Annotated in this window: 13 protein-coding genes; 7 read left to right on the top strand and 6 right to left on the bottom strand. The window is 62.6% G+C overall.

All coding sequences use genetic code 11. The features are described 5' to 3' along the window. Positions 1-34 precede the first annotated feature (34 nt). Together Q0562_RS10595 and Q0562_RS10590 are read left to right on the top strand one after the other, a co-directional pair. Positions 35-211 carry a hypothetical protein gene (locus Q0562_RS10595; protein WP_298644212.1) on the top strand — a complete coding sequence of 59 codons (177 nt, stop codon included), beginning with the start codon at positions 35-37 and terminating at the stop codon, positions 209-211. Between the two features lie 52 nt (positions 212-263). After that, positions 264-1034, top strand: coding sequence for an ankyrin repeat domain-containing protein (locus Q0562_RS10590; RefSeq protein ID WP_298644210.1), 771 nt, complete (start codon positions 264-266; stop codon positions 1032-1034). 409 nt (positions 1035-1443) lie between these two features. On the opposite strand, the gene Q0562_RS10585 is transcribed toward Q0562_RS10590, so the two are convergent. The 4 genes from Q0562_RS10585 to Q0562_RS10570 are packed head-to-tail and all read right to left on the bottom strand — an operon-like array spanning position 1444 to position 5111. Next, the gene (locus tag Q0562_RS10585; protein WP_298644209.1) at positions 1444-2085 is read right to left on the bottom strand and encodes an ankyrin repeat domain-containing protein; all 642 of its coding nucleotides are present in this window, start codon (positions 2083-2085) and stop codon (positions 1444-1446) included. A gap of 4 nt (positions 2086-2089) precedes the next feature. Then, on the bottom strand, positions 2090-3553 hold the full coding sequence (gene pyk / locus Q0562_RS10580; protein ID WP_298644207.1) for a pyruvate kinase: 1464 nt from the start codon (positions 3551-3553) through the stop codon (positions 2090-2092). Next, on the bottom strand, positions 3550-4149 hold the full coding sequence (locus Q0562_RS10575) for a 5-formyltetrahydrofolate cyclo-ligase (RefSeq protein WP_298644205.1): 600 nt from the start codon (positions 4147-4149) through the stop codon (positions 3550-3552). Before Q0562_RS10575 ends, pyk begins: the two co-directional genes overlap by 4 nt. Further along, complete coding sequence (locus tag Q0562_RS10570; protein ID WP_298644204.1) at positions 4137-5111, bottom strand: LysR substrate-binding domain-containing protein; 975 nt, start codon at positions 5109-5111, stop codon at positions 4137-4139. The genes Q0562_RS10575 and Q0562_RS10570 overlap by 13 nt, the downstream gene beginning before the upstream one ends. A gap of 198 nt (positions 5112-5309) precedes the next feature. Here Q0562_RS10570 and cysK point away from each other — a divergent pair, with 198 nt between their 5' ends. The 3 genes from cysK to Q0562_RS10555 all read left to right on the top strand — a co-directional run bounded on the left by cysK (position 5310) and on the right by Q0562_RS10555 (position 8448). Further along, positions 5310-6257: a cysteine synthase A gene (gene cysK, locus Q0562_RS10565; protein ID WP_298644202.1), complete on the top strand. Its 948-nt coding sequence runs from the start codon at positions 5310-5312 to the stop codon at positions 6255-6257. Positions 6258-6488: 231 nt separating this feature from the next. Next, complete coding sequence (locus Q0562_RS10560; protein ID WP_366144766.1) at positions 6489-7118, top strand: DedA family protein; 630 nt, start codon at positions 6489-6491, stop codon at positions 7116-7118. 70 nt (positions 7119-7188) lie between these two features. Beyond that, complete coding sequence (locus Q0562_RS10555) at positions 7189-8448, top strand: NAD(P)/FAD-dependent oxidoreductase (RefSeq protein WP_298644197.1); 1260 nt, start codon at positions 7189-7191, stop codon at positions 8446-8448. 185 nt (positions 8449-8633) lie between these two features. On the opposite strand, the gene Q0562_RS10550 is transcribed toward Q0562_RS10555, so the two are convergent. Both Q0562_RS10550 and gshA read right to left on the bottom strand, forming a co-directional pair. Next, positions 8634-9875, bottom strand: coding sequence for a hypothetical protein (locus Q0562_RS10550; protein ID WP_298644196.1), 1242 nt, complete (start codon positions 9873-9875; stop codon positions 8634-8636). Between the two features lie 257 nt (positions 9876-10132). Then, positions 10133-11650 (bottom strand): glutamate--cysteine ligase, encoded by a 1518-nt coding sequence (gshA, locus tag Q0562_RS10545; RefSeq protein ID WP_298644194.1) that lies wholly within the window; start codon positions 11648-11650, stop codon positions 10133-10135. 72 nt (positions 11651-11722) lie between these two features. On the opposite strand from gshA, the gene gshB reads away from it, so the two are divergent. Both gshB and Q0562_RS10535 read left to right on the top strand, forming a co-directional pair. Further along, positions 11723-12655, top strand: a complete 933-nt coding sequence (gene gshB, locus Q0562_RS10540) for a glutathione synthase (RefSeq protein ID WP_298644192.1) — start codon at positions 11723-11725, stop codon at positions 12653-12655. Continuing rightward, entirely contained in the window at positions 12652-12804 is a 153-nt protein-coding gene (locus Q0562_RS10535; protein ID WP_298644191.1) for a MerR family transcriptional regulator, read from the top strand. The genes gshB and Q0562_RS10535 overlap by 4 nt, the downstream gene beginning before the upstream one ends. Positions 12805-12954: the final 150 nt, after the last annotated feature.

The raw sequence follows: 12954 nt of genomic DNA, 5'->3' as shown, positions 1-12954 counted from the left end.
AACCGCGATTACAACAGCATCGCCGGCCACTTCGATGACATCCTGCGAATATCCCGCTACGTTTGCGGCCATCCCCATCAAAGATCGTAAAGATGCTGATGTGCAGAGGATTGCCGGCACCAAACACTATCAGGATAACGGCAGCACCGATGCGCAGTTGCAGGCCGCCGCCAAACGCAATCTGGAAAGCATCCTTAAAATCCCCCGCTGATCAGGTGAAAGTCAGCGACGGACGGATGCGTATCCGCTAACGGAGAAACCCCATGAAAAAATATGCCCTTACCCTCGCCATCCTCGCCGCCCCGCTTGCCGCAACGGCGGATAACGAAGCCGTCGGCACCCCGCTCACTGCCCCACCGGAGATTGCCGCCGTCCTCGCCCGCCCCGTGAATCCCACCCCTCAAGCCGAAGCATCCGCACAGGATCAGGCGCTGTTTACTGCCGCCAAAGCGGGCGACAGCGCGCGCTGCCGCGAACTCATCAAGCAGGGCGCAAATCCGAACGCCATCCACAAAGAACTGTCCTTGCTGGACTGGGCGATCAAAGAAGGCAACAAACGTGCGGTAACCACCCTGCTGGAAGTTGGCGCCGACCCCAACTTCCTCGGCCCGATGCGCGACACCCCGATGCACTTCGGCGCCATCGTCCACGACCCGTGGTATCTGGAAACCCTGCTGGCACACGGCGGTGACCCGAACGTACGCAACGTCCTCGGCGAAACCCCGCTCTTTGGCGCCACCGGCTGGGGGGAAACCAGCAAAAACATCGATCTGCTGCTCAAAGCCGGGGCGGACATCCACGCCAAAGCGAAAGATGGTCGCACCCTACTGCACCAGGCCGCGCTCATCCATGCTCACGACGACCTGTGGCGCTTCCTGCAAATGGGCGTTGACCCGCGCGCCAAAGACGACCTCGGCAACACCTTCCAGCGCGATTTTTTCCCCTACCCGCACAAAGAAGCCTTCGGTAAAAAAGTCCGCACCTGGCTGGAAAAAAACGGCGTCCCGGTTGAAAGCGAGGCCGACTGGAAATAATTCGGGTCGAAGGCACATCAATAGTTGCCGGAGCACCGGCCCCGGCATCACACCGGCAGCAGGTAAAGCCGCCTGCCCCGCCGTTCATTACCGCATCGACACAGGAAACGGGACAGCCCCGCCGCCAAGCGGCAGTTTGCGCGTATTGATGGCAAACCGCTGACCCGGCACACACATCAACGGCAGATGAAGCTACCGCCATATCGCCGCATCGCCCGGTCAGCGGATAGCGGCGATAGTGCCATTAGGGTCTTTGCAAATTTATTGATGGATAGCAACAAGCGCGCAGATACGCCTTATGCCCTGATTAACAAAGGAAACACGGCGGCCCCGCTCCGCCGGAAATACAGTCAAATAGCCAAGAAGCCGTAAGTCATCCGGAAACATGCCCGCTATTGGCGCCGCCCGTTCAGCGGTATTGTTGCAGGGCGGCGGCGACAGCGCTGTAATCGCGCGGGCTGCCGTTTTTGCGTGCTTTTTCTTTTTCCCGGATTTTTTCAAGGAATTGGAAGCTGTTCATGCCGTCGATCGGGCTGTCCGCTTTGTGGATAGGGCTATAGGGGTCGGCACCTTTTTCCAGCAGCATTTGCACCGCTTCCGCATCGTTGAAGAGGATGGCGGCGTTCAGCGGTTGCAGGCCGGCGGCGTCGGGTTCGTTGATGTCGCAGCCGTTGGCGATTGCGGTGCCGAGGGCGATGAGCAGTTGTGCCTGGTTGTTGCTGTTCATGCCGCGCGAGGCGAGCAGGGCGTGGATGACGGGCAGCGGCTTGCCGCTGTCCGGCATTTTCAGGTGGCATTCTTTGCTGTCGCTGTATTCGAGGTCGGCCAGCGGGTTGGCGGCGGTTTTGCTGTCGCCGGTGGCGGCCGCTGTTTTGTTTTCGCTTGCAGCGGATGTGTCAGCGGCGGTTTTTTCTTGGGCTGCGCTGTTTGCCGGGGCAGTGGCGGGTTTGTTTTCGCCGACGGCAGCGGTAGCAGCGGGCGTGTCGGCGGCGGATGGGTTTGCCGCCATCGCAAGGATGGCGGCAAGGGTTAGGATAGTCTGTTTTTTCATGGGGTTAGCGGGCGCGGCGGATTTGCAGGGTGTCGGTGCCGCCGCTGATGCCGATGGCACCACTGGTGATGACGTAGAGATCCCCGCTCTTCAGCTGGCGGCGTTGTACGAGATATTCTTCGGCTTCGCGGATGGCTTCGTTGTGGTCTTTGCTGGTGTCGAGGCGGTTCGGGCGGACGCTGCGGTAGATTGCCATTTTGCGTTGTACGGCGAGGCTTGGGGTCAGCGCGTGGATGGGCATGTTGATGCCGAAGCGGCTGATCTGGAACGGGGTGGTACCGCTTTCGGTGAGGGTGACAATGGCTTTGGCGCCGAGGATTTCCGCGCTGAAGACGGCACTGTTGGCGATGCCCTGGTCGATGCGTTCGACCGGGATTTCTTCGAGTCGGTGCGAGTCGAAGGCGGTGCCGCTTTGTGCCTGCTCGGCGGCGGCGCAGATTTGTGCCATGGTGCGCACGGTTTCAAAGGGGTAGTTGCCGGCGGCGGATTCGGCGCTGAGCATGACGGCGTCGGTGCCGTCGAGCACGGCGTTGGCGACGTCGGAGACTTCGGCGCGGGTCGGCACGGGGTTGGTGATCATGCTTTCCATCATTTGCGTAGCGGTGATGGAGAAGCGGCGCAGGCGGCGCGCGGTTTTGATGATGTGTTTTTGCAGGGCGGGCACGGCGGGGTTGCCAACTTCGACCGCCAGATCGCCGCGCGCGACCATGACGCCGTCGCTGGCAAGGACGATTTCTTCGAGGTTTTCGATGGCTTCGACGCGTTCGATTTTGGAGATGATGCCGGGCAGGATGCTGCCGCTGCCTTCGGCCTGGCTGATGAGCTGGCGCGCGAGTTCGAGGTCGGCGGCGGATTTGACGAAGCTGACGGCGATGTAGTCGGCGCCGATGGCGACGGCGGTTTTGAGGTCCCGGTAGTCTTTTTCGGTGAGCGCCGGGGCGGTGAGGCCGCCGCCCTGTTTGTTGATGCCTTTGCGCGATTTGAGGACGGCGGGGTTTTGCACGGTGGTGTGGACTTCTTCGCCGATGACTTTGTCGACTTTGAGGGTGAGCAGGCCGTCGTCGAGCAGCAGCACATCGCCCGCTTTGACGTCTTTCGGCAGGTCGCGGTAGTCGAGGCCGACGCGCAGGTTTTTGCCTTCACCTTCGTAGGCGGCGTCGAGGATGAGGCTGTCGCCGCGTTTGAGTTCCATTTTGCCGCCTTCGATGAGGCCGACGCGGATTTTCGGGCCTTGCAGGTCGGCGATGATGGCAACTTCGCGACCGGCACGTTTTGAGGCTTCGCGGACTTTGCGGGCGTTTTCGCCGTGGAAGGCAGCATCACCGTGGCTGAAGTTGAAGCGGACAACGTTCAGACCGACGCGGATCATGTGTTCGAGGGTTTCTTCGTCACTGCTGGCCGGGCCGATGGTGGCGACAATTTTGGTGTGGTGGCTGATACGGGTGAGGTCGCGGTGTTCTTTTGTCATGAGTGTTCCTGTTCGTAGGTGTGTAGGGTGGAGGCGCTGGCGAGCGCGTCAAGCGGGACATCCCAAGCGCGGCGTGGCAGGTGCGCTACTGCTTGACAAGGGTAGGCAATGCCGATAAGCCACGGGCGGGTGCGCGGCATTTTACGCTGAAAGGTACGGTCGTAAAACCCGCCGCCCATACCGAGGCGGGTGCCGCGCGGATCGTGGGCGACCAGCGGGGTGATGACGGCGTCAAGGTCAAGCGCGGCGATGGCGGGCGCGGCGGCGGGATCGGGGGTGGGGATACCGGCGCTGTCGGGGACAAGCGGGGTGGTTTGGGTGTAGGGATACCAGATGAGCGGTTTGCCCCTGCCTTCGACATGGGGCAGGTAGAGGCGGTAGCCGTTTTGCCACAGCAGACGGTTGATGGGGGCGGTGTCGATTTCTTCGGGCATGGAGAGGTAGGTGGCGATGTGGCGCAGTTCGGAGTGCGCTTGCAGCCAGCAGTACACGGTGGCAGCGGTCTCATGGCTGATGCGCGCGCGTTCGGCGCCTGGCACGGCGCGGCGTGCGGCGCGGATGTCGCGGCGCAGTTGTACAAGGTCTAAATTGACCATCCCTGTTCTCCTCCGTTGATGCTTTGCTGGTGGCGGACATAGTTTTCGACGGCATCGCGGGTCGCCCCCGGCACGATGCGGTCAATGAAGTCGTAGTGATAGGCGCGCAGGCGCAGGTCGCCGTGCCAGACGAGGTAGGTGTTGAAGAGCGGCATCCAGCGGTCAAGCGGGTACATGACGAGGTCGCTGTCGCGTTCGGGGTCGTAGGCCATGTCGGCAATGACGCCAATGCCGAGGCCCTGGCGGACGTAGTTTTTGATCATCTCGGCATTGCGCGAGGTGAGGACGACGCGGGCGGCCAGCCCCCGTCCCGCCATTGCCCGCACCAGCGCCGAGGGTTCCTTGTGCGAGGTGATGTAGGTGATGAGCGGGTGCGGCGCGAGGCTGGTCAGCCCCTCGAAGGGTTTGCGGTTGATTGTGTGCTCGCGCGGGGCGACAGCGACGGAGGTCCAGCTTTCCGCCGGCAGCATGAAGAGGCCGCGCAGTTGCAGGCTGTACGGGGTGAGGTCGCTCGCGGAAAACCAGCCGAAGTCGGTATCGCGTTCCTGCACCATTTGCAGGATTTGCGTGTTGGTGCCTTCGATGAGGTTCATCGGCAGCTTCGGGTATTCGTGCTGCATGGCGGGCAGGATTTGCACCAGGCGGTAGTGCGAGAGGGTGTGTGTGGTGGCGATGGTGAGCTGGGTCAGCGCGGCGACGTTGTGGTGCAGGCTGAGGTTGAGGATGTTTTCGACGGAAGCCATGACGCGCTCAATGTCGGGCATGATCGCTTCGCCGATGTCGGTCAGGCCGACGAACGCCTTGCTGTTGCGCCGGAAAACCGGCAGGCCGAGCATCTCCTCAAAAGCCCTGATGTGCTTGCTCACCGCCGGTTGCGACATGTGCAGCTTTTCCGCCGCCGCCGTCACGTTGTAACCCGACTGCGCCACCGTGGCGATGCACTCTAACTGTTTTAACTTCATGAAGATTACCTGAACACTGCCTGACCTGACACAAGCAGCTTTCGTACCAAACAAGAAAAAATCGGGACGGCATCTTACCTTGCAGGCGCAAAAAGCGTTATAACCAAAACGCATGGTGCGATGGCAAAGTGCTATTTCCTAAGCCCGTGCCGCCGCATTACCATGCGCCCCGTCCACAAACCAGACAGGAATACCTCCATGAAATACAACTCCGTACTCGACACCATCGGCAACACCCCGATTATCCGCATCAACCGCCTCGCGCCGAAAAACGTTCAGCTCTACGTCAAAACCGAATCGCGCAACCCCGGCGGCTCCGTCAAAGACCGCCTTGCCTACGCCGTCATCAACGACGCCGAACGCCGTGGCGTGCTGAAACCGGGGCAAACCGTGGTCGAAGCCACTTCCGGCAACACCGGCATCGCGCTGGCGATGGTCTGCGCCGCCAAAGGCTATCCCTTCGTCGCGGTGATGACCGAAACCTTCTCCGTCGAACGGCGCAAACTTATCCGCAGCTTCGGCGGTAAAGTCATCCTCACCCCCGCAGCCGAACGCGGCGTGGGCATGGTGCGCGTCGCCAAAGAACTTGCCGACAAGAACGGCTGGTTCCTTGCCGACCAGTTTGAAAATCCCGCCAACCCGCAGTACCACCGCGAAACCACCGCTGCCGAAATCCTGCGCGACTTCGCCGGCGAACGCCTCGACTACTTCGTCAGCGGCTATGGCACCGGCGGCACCATCAGCGGCACCGGCGAAGTGCTGAAAGCCGCACGGCCTGATCTGAAAATCGTCGCCACCGAACCGGTCAACGCGCAACTGCTCGCCGGCAAAGAATGGGGCCCGCACAAAATCCAGGGCTGGACGCCGGACTTCATTGCCGGGACGATGAACCAGAACATCTACGACTACCTCATCCCGGTCGGCGACGAAGAATCGCGCGACACCGCTCTGGCGCTGGCCGCCCAGGAAGGCATCCTCACCGGCATCTCCGGCGGTGCCACCTTCAATGCCGCGCTGCAATTCGCGCAACAGGCTCCGGAAGGCTCGGTCATCCTCGCCATGTTGCCGGACGGCAGCGAACGCTACATGTCCACCTTCCTCTTTGAAAGCATCAACGAAGGTTCGGACGACCACCTGCTGCCATAATTTTTCCTCCCTGGCGTTTTATCTACCGAAAAAACAACAGGTTCCGCCGGTCGCGCCAGCACCGGCGGCTTTTTTGCGCCCGCTTGCGGTGTGTGCGCGCGGCGCCGGCCGCTATACTGCCCGCCCCCCCGTTTCCGCGCCAAGACAACCATGCATCCCAAAGCCCTGCTCCTCACCGCCTGCGCCCTCGCCGTCCTCCTCGCCTTCCTCTTCCTCCTGCACATCGGCGGCGTGCTCGGCCCCATCCTCGATTTCGTCCTGCACATCGACCGTCATCTCGGCGAGATCAGCGCCCGCTACGGCACCCTCATCTACGCCATCCTCTTCCTCATCATCTTCTGCGAGACCGGCCTCGTCGTTACCCCCGTCCTGCCCGGCGATTCGCTGCTTTTCGCCGCCGGCAGCATCGCCGCCCTCGGCGAGATGGACATTCATCTGCTGGTGCTGCTGCTCATCGCCGCCGCCGTGCTGGGCGATGCCGCCAACTTCGCCATCGGCAAACATCTCGGCGCGCGCCTCTTCGCCAACCCCGACTCGCGCCTCTTCCGCCGCGAATATCTGCACCGCACCGAAGACTTCTATGCAAAACACGGCGGCAAGACCATCATCATCGCCCGCTTCGTCCCCATCGTGCGCACCTTCGCGCCTTTCGTCGCCGGCATGGGGCATATGCATTACCGCCGCTTCCTGCGCTACAACATCATCGGCGGCATCGCCTGGGTCATGCTCTTTGCTTATGCGGGCTATGCTTTCGGTCAGCATCCCGTGGTCAAACAGAACCTGACCCTCGTCCTCGCCGCCACCATCGTCATCTCCATCCTGCCCGCCATCATCGAAATCATCCGCCACCGTGCCGCTTGATGCAAAAGAAGTACAGACGCGCCGCGACGCCCTATAATCCGCGCCCCTCCACTAACCCTGTAAGGACAGCATGAAAAAAATCGTCATCATCGGCGGCGGCTTTGCCGGCGTGAACATCGCCCGCGATCTTGGTCGCAACCCCGCTTACAGCATCACCCTCATCGACAAAAACAACTACAACTTCTTCCCGCCGCTCATCTACCAGGTCGCCGCCGGATTCATGTCGCCGTCGGACATCAGCTACCCCTTCCGCAAACTCTTCAACCGCCACCCGCGCGTGCGCTTCCGCAAGGGCACCGTCACCCGTGTGGACTGCAACGCGCGCCACGTCTTCCTCGAACAGGGCGGCAGTGCCGAATACGACACCCTCATCATCGCCCACGGCTGCCAGCCGAACTACTTCGGCAACCGCGAAGTCGAGCAGAATGCCTACACCATGAAAACCCTCGGCGACGCGCTCGCCATCCGCAACGCCATCCTGCGTCAGCTCGAAGAGGCGTGCAGCATCGACAAAAACGCGCGCGCGCCCTACCTGCACCTCGTCGTCGCGGGCGGCGGTGCCAGCGGCGTCGAGCTGACCGGCATCCTCGCCGAAATGCGGCGCGACATCTTCAACAAGGACTACCCCGAACTCGAAGGCGATCACGGCCGCCTCACCCTCGTAACCGCCGATCCCGTCCTGCTGCCGCCGATGCGCGAAGCCTCGCAGCGCTACACCGCCGAATCCCTGCAAAAACTCGGCGCGGACATCATCTATAACGATGCCGTTACCGCCTACGACGGCCAGACCATCACCCTGAAAAGCGGCACCACCATCGCCGCGAAAAGCCTCATCTGGACGGCGGGGGTAACGGCGGTGAAACTCGCGGGCATCCCGGAAAGCTGCTACGGGCGCGGCAACCGCCTGCGCGTGGACCGGCAACTGCGCGTGCAGGGGTTGGAAAACGTCTATGCCGTCGGCGACTGCGCCCTGGTCGAAGGCGACCCCGACTACCCGCAGGGACACCCGCAACTGGGGCAGGTGGCGAAAGCGCAGGGCAAATACCTCGGCAAATACTTCGGACGCGAAGACAAACCCTTCACCTACAAGCACAAGGGCGACATGGCGATGATCGGCCGCCTCTCCGCCGTCGCCGACCTGCCGGGCGGGCGCAGCGTGCATGGCGTCGTCGCCTGGTTCATCTGGGTCGTGGTCCACATCCTCGCCCTCGTTACCTTCAAGAACCGCGTCGCCGCCACTTACGACTGGAGCATCGCCTTCCTCACCAAGAACCAGGCGATGCGGATGAACATCCAGCCCAGCCCGCCGAAAGGCCGGCGCGGGGAGTAACGCAAAAAAGCAGGCGCAAGCCTGCTTTTTTATCGGGCGCCTCCGTACGCGATAAAACCTTCCTGCATGACCGCTTAACGGGCTCAGTTTATGCCGTTTGGTGGGTTCTGTGTTTATGCCGCATGGCGCAGGCAAAATGCCGCCCGGTGATAGGCGGCGTTTTTTCAGGGGCGGTGTCTTTCAGGTCAGTGCAGCAGGGCGACGGTTTTGCCGTTGACGCGGATTTCGTTGCCGTTGATGTCCACTTGCAGCGGGTAGTTGCCGCCCGTGTCGGCGCGCAGGCGGTCATTGCCGAGAGCCAGCGCCAGCACGGGCAGCAGGCCGCTTTGTTTGGCGTAATCGCCGTAAAGGAGGAATTCGCCACGGGTGCCGTTCAGTTGCGCGGTGCTGTATGGCGGCGGGAAGAGCAGCGGGAAAAGCAGGCTGCCGCTCAGGTGGGTGGCCTGGTCTTTGTTGCTGGTGAGGATGAGGCGGTTGCCGTCGGATTCTTGTTGCAGCGAGAGATAGAGGCGGTCGCCGCTGAATGCTTTGAGCAGCGGCAGGTCGGAGGTGACGGTGCCCTGGGCTTCGAGGTTGCGCAGGCTGCCGTTGTCGCGGCGGAAGGCGGTGATGAGGGTTTGTTGCAGGCGCTGGGTTTGCGTGACGCCCGCCGCGTTTTTGCTTTTGATGGTGAGGTCTTCCACGGTGTAGCGGCGTTCTTCGCGGGTCAGGTTGCCTTGCAGGTTGTAGAGGACGATGTCTTGTTGCTGCTGCGCGGCGTTGGTGTAGCCGAGGTTGAGCTGGGCGGCGTTCAGGCGCAGGGTGTCGCCGTCGCTGCGGTAGGTGCCGCCGCTGCGTGCGATGTCGAGGCGGGTGCCGTTTTTTTGCCATTGCTGGGTGCCGAGCAGCCATTCGCCGTTGCCCTGGTCGGGGTGGCGGATGTGGCTGTGCCAGCTGAGGCTGATGCCTTCGCTGCTGAGATTGGGGGTTTCGTTTTTTTCTATGCGGATGGTCTGGTGCAACTGGCCGAGGGCGGCGAGGCCGGCCTTGATGTGCAGGTGGCCGTCGGGGATGTAGGCGGCGAGGCTGCCGTCGGTTTCGCTGTTGGTCAGGCTGGCGCTGAACAGGTTGAGGCCGCTGTTGACCAGCGGCGCGTGGTTGATGCGGGCGTGCAGGGTGGTGCTGTACCAGGTCGGCTGGCCGCTGAACGGGCGGATGCTGAGGCGGATGTCGGCGCTGCTGCTGAAGTAGCTGCGCCGGTAGTTTTCCAGGCTGAGTTCGATGCCTTTGTCGCGCAGGCGGTCGATGTCGGCGCTTTTGAAGAAGGTCCGGGTCTGTTTTTCGATTTCCGGAGCCAGGAAGGAGGGCGCGGCCAGGGCGATGAGCAGCCAGATGACGGCGATGAAGGCAAGTATTTTGGTTAGCCGGTTTTGTGCGGTGTTTTTCATGGGATTCCGGATAGGTCTGGAGCAGGGGAAGTGTAGGGTTTTGCTGTGGTTTGGGCAATTATGATGTGGTTAGGGTTTGTTCTGCGGTTTTTTGAGGGTTTGCGGGCGTGTGTGCGCCGGTGCTGCGTCAAGCGGCGCGGTTACCGGATTGTGCAGAGACGCTGCGGGCAACGTCTCTGCGTTGTAGCGCCGCCGTACGCATGGAGGCCGCCGGGCGGCGGAAATACCGGGTCTGGCAAGCGGCGGTTTGCCGCCGCTCAGTCCAGCAGCCGTTGCAGCGGGGCGAAGTGTTCGCGCAGGTAGGTCTCAAAATCCGCCTGCGGGCGGGCTTCGATGTCCGCTTGCGCGCGCAGGCTGGCGGCGGCCTGGGCGGCAAGCGCGGTCTGTTCTGCTTCTGGCAGGGGCTGGTGCAGGGTGGCGTGGTGTTTGTCACGCCAAGTGAGGTGGTAAGCGAGGAAGCCTTCGCGGTTGCCCGCCTGGGCGCGGTAGGGCAGGTGGGTTTTGTCTGCGACTTCGCGGGTGAGGGCGGCGAGGGCGTCACTGCTCGCGCTGCCGCCGCGTTCGGCATCGAGACGCGCGGCGATGGGCTGCATGGCGACGAGCAGTTCGAGGGCGGCGTCCTGGATGGGGCGGTCGTGGCGTGTCTGTTTGAGGGTGAAGCCCTCGCTCAGGCCGCAGCAGGCGGTGCGCAGGCGGTTGTGGCTGTTTTCGTCGCGCGCGGCGTGGTTCTGCGCCCCTTCGGGGTTCAATATGCAGTAGAGCAGGTAGGTTTCGAGGACGCAGAGTTGGGCGGGGCTGATGCCGCAGGGGTCTTCGGGGTTGATGTCGGTCAGGCGCAGTTCGAGATAGGCAATGCCGCGTTCGGCCAGCGCCAGCGTCGGCAGTTCGTTGTTGCGCACCGGCTGTTTGGGACGGGCGGCGGCGTAGTATTCGTTGGCGATTTGCAGGATGTGGGTGCTGATTTGTTTGCGGCTGCCGTCGGGGTTGTAGAGGCCGATGTGCTCGAAGCGCGGCGCGGGGGTGGCGACGGCGCTGGCCAGGTCGCGCACGTAGGTGGCGAGGTCGTTGGTGCTGACGGTGAACGGGGTTTTGTTCTGGTAGCCGAGTTCGCTCATGCGCAGGCTGGTGGCGCCGCGCCAGCCGAGGGTGTGCGGCGCGAGCGGGTCGAGGACGCTGAGGGCGGGGCGGAAGCTGTCATGCACGGCGGGGCTCGCGCCGTAGAGGTAGTTGATGAGCCAGGCGTGGCGGCTGTTGGCGCGCAACGCACCCATGTAGCGGCGGTTGATGTAGTCCTGCGTCACGGTTTCGCCGTCGCGCGCGGCGAGTGCCTGCCACAGGGCGGTGGGCGGGGAGTAGTTGTAGTGGATGCCGCTGATCATCTGCATGGTTTTGCCGTAGCGGTGCGCTAGGCCTTCGCGGTAGAGGCGGCGCATTTTGCCGCCGTTGCTCGTGCCGTAGTAGCCGATGGCGATAGCGTCGTCGCTTGCCGGCAGGATGCAGGGCATGCTGCCCGGCCACAGTTGTTCGTCGCCGATGTGCTGCGCGCAGTAGCGGTGCAGGGCGAGGAGTTGCGCGTAGGCGGCATCCGGCGCAGGCTGCGGGTCGGTAACGATTTCGAGCAGCGCTTCGGCGTAGTCGGTGGTGATGTTCGGATGGGTGTAGGCGCTGCCGAGGGCGGCGGGATGGGCGGTGGTGGCGAGGGTGGCGTCGGGGTTGGTGCGCAGGGTTTCGCGTTCGATGCCGATGTTGCCGTGGGCGAGGGGCAGGGTGTGCATGGATGGTGTCCGTAGGGGTTCGGTGGCATGATAACGTATGATGTCTTTTTCGTTAATTGCGTGAGGTGTGTGATGGATATTGCAGTGTTGATGGATGAGTTGGCGTCAATCAAGCCCTATAAGGACACGACGTTTGCCTTGATGCTGGCGGCACAGGCGCGCGGGCACCGGGTGATGGTGTTCGGCCAGCGCGACTGGCAGGTGCGCGACGGCGGCGTGCAGGCGTATGTGCGCACGGTGCAGCTCGCCGATCAGGATGAAGACTATTTCCGCGTCCTCAATGAAGAGGTGATTGATTTGTGCGCGGTGGATGTTGTGTTGCAGCGCAAGGACCCGCCTTTCAACCTGCGCTATATCTACGACACCTATATGCTCGATTTGCTGGAAGCGCAGGGGGTGCGGGTGGTCAACCCGCCGCAGGCGCTGCGCGACATGAACGAGAAATTCGCCATTACCCGCCTGCCGCAATGCACGCCGGAGACGCTCATCAGCAAGTCGCGCGGCGAAATCCTCGCCTTTTTGCGCGAATTTGGCGCAGCAGTGGCGAAACCGCTGGACGGCATGGGCGGCAGCGGCGTGTTCAAGCTCACTCTCGGCGACAAGAACACCAATGCCATTCTCGACGTGATGAATCCCGACGGCCTGCAAACGCTGATGGTGCAGCGCTATCTCGACAAGGTCACGGAAGGCGACAAGCGGATTTTGGTGATTAACGGCGAAGCGGTCGATCACGGCCTCGCCCGCCTGCCCGCCGAGGGCGAATTCCGTGCCAATCTCGCCGCCGGCGGACGCGGCGTGGTGCAGCCGCTCACCGAACGCGAATGGTGGATTGTCGAACAGGTCAAACCGCTGCTTGCCGCCGAGCGCCTTTATCTGGTCGGGCTGGATGTCATCGGCGGCTATCTGACGGAGCTGAACGTGACCAGCCCGACCTGTCTGCGTGAGATTGAAAAAGCGACGGGACAAAAGATTGCCGACCGCTTCTGGCAGGGACTGGAAGGATGACCGCGCCGCGCCACCGGGCGGCGCTGGATGCGCCGCCGGAAGAAGACAAGGGTGAAGCGCTGCTGTGGCGTTATGCGAAACGCGGCGAGGATGATGGCGGCGAGGAACATGCGCCGGGCTGCCCGTGCTGCATGAACGAACAGCGCTGACGTCCGCCAGGCGGTGTCGGTACCGGGGTCGAAGGCAGTACGGATAGTGCGGCGCGGGCACCCATAAAAGTTGCGCAACGGTTTTTATGGGTGCCCGGCCAGGTTCATCAACACCGTATCCTTTCTGTTTGAAATGACTGTATTTTTCCG

Source organism: uncultured Cardiobacterium sp., from assembly GCF_938028825.1.
In the GTDB taxonomy this organism is placed as follows: domain Bacteria; phylum Pseudomonadota; class Gammaproteobacteria; order Cardiobacteriales; family Cardiobacteriaceae; genus Cardiobacterium.
The sequence above is the reverse complement of the archived record's forward strand: the minus strand, read 5'-3'. Positions and strand labels throughout refer to the sequence as shown.